General features: G+C 68.7%; 6 protein-coding genes. All 6 read right to left on the bottom strand.

Translation table 11 applies throughout. From position 1 onward, the window contains the following. The coding region (locus tag DQP56_RS21925) for an enoyl-CoA hydratase-related protein (RefSeq protein WP_205868954.1) at window positions 1–204 on the bottom strand (204 nt) is incomplete at its 3' end. Continuing rightward, the gene (locus tag DQP56_RS21920; RefSeq protein WP_112689024.1) at window positions 204–1,370 is read right to left on the bottom strand and encodes an acyl-CoA dehydrogenase family protein; all 1,167 of its coding nucleotides are present in this window, start codon (window positions 1,368–1,370) and stop codon (window positions 204–206) included. The genes DQP56_RS21925 and DQP56_RS21920, both read right to left, overlap by 1 nt. After that, window positions 1,367–3,352: an ATP-binding protein gene (locus DQP56_RS21915; RefSeq protein WP_112689022.1), complete on the bottom strand. Its 1,986-nt coding sequence runs from the start codon at window positions 3,350–3,352 to the stop codon at window positions 1,367–1,369. The genes DQP56_RS21920 and DQP56_RS21915 overlap by 4 nt, the downstream gene beginning before the upstream one ends. An 8-nt stretch (window positions 3,353–3,360) precedes the next feature. Further along, a complete protein-coding gene (locus tag DQP56_RS21910) occupies window positions 3,361–4,956 on the bottom strand; it encodes an acyl-CoA carboxylase subunit beta (RefSeq protein ID WP_112689020.1) in 1,596 nt (531 codons plus the stop codon). Then, complete coding sequence (locus tag DQP56_RS21905) at window positions 4,953–6,101, bottom strand: acyl-CoA dehydrogenase family protein (protein ID WP_112689018.1); 1,149 nt, start codon at window positions 6,099–6,101, stop codon at window positions 4,953–4,955. Before DQP56_RS21905 ends, DQP56_RS21910 begins: the two co-directional genes overlap by 4 nt. After that, window positions 6,098–6,392: AtuA-related protein (locus DQP56_RS21900; protein WP_435673898.1), on the bottom strand; the 295-nt coding region annotated here is incomplete at its 5' end. The genes DQP56_RS21905 and DQP56_RS21900, both read right to left, overlap by 4 nt.

Below are 6,392 nucleotides of genomic sequence, written 5' to 3'. Positions count from 1 at the left end.
CGCCCCGGCGCAGAACGTCTTGCCGGTGTGTCCGAGCACCACCACCCGCACGTTCGGGTCGGCCGCGGCGTCGCGCAGCCCGGCGTGCAGTTGGGCGACCAGCCTGCTCGACAGCGCGTTGCGGTTGTGCGGCGAGTCCAGGGTCAGTCGGGCCGAGCCGTCTCCGGTGTCCTCGGGACCGGTGTAGGAAACCAGCGTGTCCATCAGTACGACCGGGGCAGGCCCAGCGACGTCTGCGCGACGAAGTTGAGGATCATCTCCCGGCTCACCGGCGCGATGCGGGCCAGCCGAGACGAGGTGATCGCCGCGGCGATGCCGTATTCCTTGGTCAGGCCGTTACCACCGAGCGACTGCACCGCCTGGTCCACCGCCCGCGTCGACGCCTCGCCGGCGGCGTATTTGGCCATGTTGGCCGCCTCCGCGGCCCCGAAGTCGTCGCCGGCGTCGTACAACGTCGCCGCCTTCTGCATCATCAGCTTGGCCAACTGGATCTCGATGTGATTCTGAGCCAGCGGATGCGACAGGCCCTGGTGCGCGCCGATCGGGGTCTTCCACACCTGCCGGGTGTTGACGTAGTCGACGGCCTTGCCGATCGCGAAGCGGCCCATGCCGACCGCGCTGGCCGCGCCCATGATGCGTTCGGGGTTCAGCCCGGCGAACAGTTGCGCGATGGCGGCGTCCTCGGAGCCCACCAGCGCGTCGGCCGGCAGCCGGACGTCGTCGAGGAACACCTGGAACTGGCGCTCCGGGCTGACCAACTCCATCTCGATCGGGGTGTAGGTCAGGCCCGGGGTGTCGGTGGGCACCACGAACAGCGCGGGCCGCAGGTTGCCGGTCTTGGCGTCTTCACTGCGGCCGACCACCAGCACCGCCTGTGCCTGGTCGATACCGGAGATGAAGGTCTTCTGGCCCTTGAGGATCCAGTCCGACCCGTCACGGCGCGCGGTGGTGGTGATCTTGTGCGAGTTCGACCCGGCGTCGGGCTCGGTGATGGCGAACGCCATCGTCAGCGATCCGTCGGCGATGCCGGGGATCCACCGCTTCTTCTGCTCGTCGGTGCCGAACTTGGAGATGATGGTGCCATTGATGGCCGGCGAGACGACCATCATCAGCAGCGCGCACCCGTTGGCCGACATCTCCTCCATGACCAGCGACAGCTCATACATACCGGCCCCGCCACCGCCGTACTCCTCGGGCAGGTTGACGCCGATGAAGCCGAGTTTGCCGGCCTCGTTCCACAGTTCGTCGGTGTGCTGCCCGGCGCGGGCCTTCTCCAGGTAGTAGTCCTGGCCGTAGTTCGAGGCCATCGCCGCGACGGCATCGCGCAGGGCGCGGCGTTCGTCGTTCTCGATGAAGCTGGTGTCGCTCATTCTGGGTCTCCTTCTGCTTGCTGTTCGACACGGGCCAGCACGGCACCGACCTCGACCTGGTCGCCGGGCTTGACGTCGAGTTGGGTGAGCACCCCGTCGGAGGGCGCGCTGATGGTGTGCTCCATCTTCATGGCTTCCAGCCAGATCAGCGGTTGGCCCGCGGTCACCGCATCACCCAGTTCGGCGCCCAGCCGGATCACGTTGCCCGGCATCGGTGCCAGCAGTGATCCCTGTTCGACAGCCGATTCGGGGTCCGGGAAGCGAGGCAACGCCACCAGATGCACGCCGCCGGCGGGGGAGTCGACGTAGACATCCTGGGAAGCCGAGTCGTAGCGGGCGACGGTGAACGTGCGGGCGACACCGGCCGCGTCGGCCAGCACCACTTCGTCCGGGCCGGCCGAGACCAGACTGACATCGCTGTCCTTGACGATCAATCCGGTTCGGGTGAAACGGTATTCGATCCGATGCTCGGTGCCGTCGTCGGCGGCGTAGCTCTTGGTCTGAAATCCCGACGGCAAGTTGCGCCAGCCGCCGGGAACGGAGCCGAACGCCTCGGCGGTGGCCCGGTTGTGTGCGGCGTCGGCCAGCGCGGCCGCGACCGCCGCGGTGCGCACCGCGGCCGTATCGGCCAGCGGCGCGGACAGTTCGGCCAATCCGTGGGTGTCGAAGAACGCCGTGTCGGTTGCCCCGTCCAGGAATGCCGGGTGGCGCAGCACGTTGACCAGCAGATCGCGGTTGGTGCGCAACCCGTGCAGTCGGGTTCGGGCCAGCGCGCTGCTTAGCACCGTGGCCGCCTGCCGGCGGGTCGGCGCGTAGCTGATCACCTTGGCCAGCATCGGGTCGTAGTGGATCGAGACGGTCGATCCGTCGACGACACCGGAGTCCAGCCGGATGCCGGTGTGTCGGCACAGCGAGCCGAACTGCGCCGCGACGCCGGGCACGTCGACGGCGTGCACCGTGCCGGCCTGCGGCCGCCAGCCGCTGCCCGGGTCCTCGGCGTAGAGCCGCACCTCGATCGAATGTCCTTGGGCCGCCGGTGGTTCGGGGTCGAGTCGGGCGCCGTCGGCCACCGCGATCTGCAGTTCGACCAGGTCGACGCCGGTGGTCTCCTCGGTGACCGGGTGCTCGACCTGCAGCCGGGTGTTCATCTCCAGGAAGTAGAACTCGCCTCGGGAGTCGGCCAGGAACTCCACCGTTCCGGCACCGGTGTAGCCGATCGCACTCGCCGCCAGCCGGGCGGCCTCGAAGAGTTTGGCGCGCATCCCGGGGGTGCGCTCCACCAGTGGGGAGGGGGCTTCCTCGATGACCTTCTGGTGACGGCGCTGAATCGAGCATTCCCGTTCACCGACCGCCCACACCGTGCCGTGCGCATCGGCCATCACCTGGACCTCGATGTGGTGGCCGGTCGGCAGGTAGCGCTCGCAGAACACCGTGGGGTCCCCGAATGCCGAGGCGGCCTCGCGCTGGGCGGCCGCGACCTCGTCGGCCAGGGCCGACAGTTCGGTGACCACCCGCATGCCGCGGCCGCCGCCGCCGGCGGAGGCCTTCACCAGCACCGGAAGTTGGTCGGCGGTGACCGATGCCGGGTCCAGTTCTTCCAGGACCGGCACGCCGGCGGCGGCCATCATCTTCTTCGACTCGATCTTGGAGCCCATCGAGGTCACCGCGGCCACCGGCGGCCCGATCCAGATCAGCCCGGCGTCCTGCACGGCGGCGGCGAAAGCGGCGTTCTCGGACAGGAATCCGTAGCCGGGGTGGATGGCGTCGGCCCCGGCGGCACGGGCCGCGTCGATGATCGCCTCGGCCGACAGGTAGGACATGGTCTGCGGCAGGCGCACTTTCGCGTCGGCTTCGGCGACGTGCGGCATGGCGGCGTCGGGGTCGGTGTAGACCGCGACGGTGCCCAGCCCCAACCGGCGGCAGGTGGCGAAGACCCTGCGGGCGATCTCGCCGCGATTGGCCACCAGGACATTGCTGATCATGGGAGTCCTCACATCCGGAAGACGCCGAAGTTCGACGTCCCCTCGACCGGGCCATTGGCAATGGCGGACAAACACATTCCCAGCACGGTGCGGGTGTCGCGCGGGTCGATCACCCCGTCGTCGTAGAGCCGGCCGGACAGGAACATCGGCAGCGACTCCGCCTCGATCTGGGCTTCGATCGCGGCCCGCAGCGCGGCATCGGCCGCCTCGTCCACCTGCTGGCCGCGGGCCTCGGCAGCGGCACGGCTCACGATCGAGATGACCCCGGCCAGCTGCGCGCCGCCCATCACCGCGGCTTTGGAGCTCGGCCAGGCGAACAGGAACCGCGGGTCGTAGGCCCGCCCGCACATGCCGTAATGCCCGGCGCCGTAGGAGGCTCCGATCAGCAGCGAGATGTGCGGCACCGTCGAGTTCGACACGGCGTTGATCATCATCGAGCCGTGCTTGATCATGCCGCCCTCCTCGTAGGCCTTGCCGACCATGTACCCGGTGGTGTTGTGCAGGAACAACAGTGGGGTGTCAGACCGGTTGGCCAGCTGGATGAACTGGGTGGCCTTCTGGGACTCCTCGCTGAACAGCACCCCACGCGCGTTGGCCAGGATGCCGATCGGATACCCGTGCAGCCGGGCCCAGCCGGTGACGAGCGACGAGCCGTACATGGCCTTGAACTCGTCGAAGTCCGAGCCGTCGACGATGCGGGCGATCACCTCCCGCGGATCGAACGGGATGCGCAGATCGGCCGGCACGATGCCGATCAACTCTTCGGCGTCGTACTTCGGCTCGATGACCGCAGCCGGCTTCGGACCCTGCTTGACCCAATTCAGCCGGGCCACGATCCGGCGGCCGATGCGCAGTGCGTCGAGCTCGTCGTTGGCGAAGTAGTCGCCCAGACCGGATGTGCGGGAGTGCATCTCGGCGCCACCGAGTGATTCGTCGTCGGACTCCTCGCCGGTGGCCATCTTCACCAGCGGCGGGCCGGCCAGAAACACCTTCGAACGTTCCCGGATCATCACCACGTGGTCGGACATGCCCGGCACATAGGCCCCGCCGGCAGTGGAGTTGCCGAACACCAGCGCGATGGTCGGGATGCCGGCGGCCGACAGCCGGGTCAGGTCGCGGAACATCTGACCGCCGGGGATGAAGACTTCCTTCTGGGTGGGCAGGTCCGCCCCGCCGGATTCCACCAGGGAGATCAGCGGAAGCCGGTTCTCGAAGGCGATCTGGTTGGCCCGCAGAATCTTTCGCAGCGTCCACGGGTTGGACGTGCCGCCTTTGACCGTCGGGTCGTTGGCGATGATCATGCACTCGACGCCACTGACCGCACCGATTCCGGTGACCACGCTGGCACCGACCTGGAAGTCGCTGCCCCAGGCGGCCAGCGGGCACAGCTCGAGGAACGGCGAGTCGGCGTCGATGAGCAGCTCGATGCGCTCTCGGGCGGTCAGCTTGCCCCGGGCGTGGTGCCGTTCGACGTACTTCGGTCCGCCGCCGGCGAGTGCCTTGGCGTGCTCGGCATCGATCTCGGCGAGCTTGTCGGTCAGCGCCGAGGCCGCCTCGACGTAGGCCGGGGAATTGGGGTCCAGGGTGGACTTCAAGGTCGTCACGATTGATATCCCAGGGTCTTGGCGGCCAGTGAGGTCAGGATCTCGGTGGTTCCGCCGCCGATGCCGATGATGCGCATGTCCCGATACTGACGCTCCACCTCCGATTCGGCCATGTAACCCATGCCGCCAAAGAGCTGCACCGCCTGGTGGGCTACCCATTCACCGGCCTCCACCGCGGTGTTCTTGGCGAAACACACCTCGGCGATGAGGTTGAACTCCCCGGCCAGTTGGCGCTCGACGACGTGGCGGGTGTAGACCCGGGCGACGTCGATCCGGCGGGCCATCTCGGCCAGGGTGTTCTGCACCGCCTGCCGCGAGATCAGCGGCCGGCCGAAGGTCTCCCGGTCCCGGCACCACGCCACGGTCAGGTCCAGGCAGCGCTGCGCGCTGGCGTACGCCTGCGCGGCCAGCCCGACCCGTTCGGAGACGAACGCGGCGGCGATCTGAGCGAATCCGGTGTTCTCGACGCCGACCAGATTGGCCACCGGCACCCGGGCGTCGACGTAGGACAGTTCGGCGGTGTCACTGGAGCGCCAGCCCATCTTGTCCAGCTTGCGCGAGACCTCAAATCCGGGGGTGCCCCTCTCGACCACCAGCAGCGACACCCCGGCCGCGCCGGGGCCGCCGGTGCGCACTGCGGTGACGACGTAGTCGGCGCGGACCGCGGAGGTGATGAAGGTCTTGGAGCCGTTGACCACGTAGTGATCGCCGTCCAGGCGCGCGGTGGTGCGCAGGTGCCCGACATCCGACCCGCCGCCGGGCTCGGTGATGGCCAGCGAGCCGATCTTCTCCCCGGCCAGGGTGGGGCGCACGAACTCCTCGATCAGCCTCGCGTCGCCCGAGGCGATCATGTGCGGCACCGCGATACCGCAGGTGAACAAGGAGGCGAACACGCCGCCGGGTGCTCCGGCCTGGTGCATCTCCTCACAGACGATTACCGCGTCGGCGCCGTCGCCGCCGCTGCCGCCGACCTCCTCGGGGAAGCCCGCGCCCAGCAAGCCGACCTCGGCGGCCTTGCGGTGCAGCTCGCGCGGCAGTTCGCCGCTGCGCTCCCACTCGTCGATGTGCGGGGAGATCTCGCGTTCGACGAAACCGCGCACGGTCTTGCGCAGCGCCTCACGCTCGGGGGTGGTCCAGATACTCACGGTGCCCTTTCTGACAGCAACTGTTCGGGTATCTCGAGGTGACGGCTGCGCAGCCATTCGCCCAGCCCCTTGGCCTGCGGGTCGAACCGGGCCTGGTAGGCCACGCCTTGGCCGAGGATGTCCTCGATGACGAAGTTCACCGCGCGCAGCTTCGGCAGCAGATGCCGGGTGACCGGCAATTCGGCGGTTTCGGGCAGCAGCTTCTGCAACATCTCGGTGGTCAGTGTGTGCGCCAGCCAGCGCCACTGCTCGTCGGTGCGCACCCAGACCCCGACATTGGCGGAGCCGCCC

Source organism: Mycolicibacter senuensis, assembly GCF_003284925.1.
In the GTDB taxonomy this organism is placed as follows: Bacteria; Actinomycetota; Actinomycetes; order Mycobacteriales; family Mycobacteriaceae; genus Mycobacterium; species Mycobacterium algericum_A.
Note: the sequence above shows the minus strand (reverse complement) of the source record. Positions and strands in the feature narration are given on the sequence as shown.

Bases quoted from the DNA above. Each gene is read 5' to 3' on its own strand.
- DQP56_RS21920 (WP_112689024.1), bottom strand. From the start codon at position 1,370: ATGAGCGACACCAGCTTCATCGAGAACGACGAACGCCGCGCCCTGCGC.
- DQP56_RS21915 (WP_112689022.1), bottom strand. From the start codon at position 3,352: ATGATCAGCAATGTCCTGGTGGCCAATCGCGGCGAGATCGCCCGCAGG.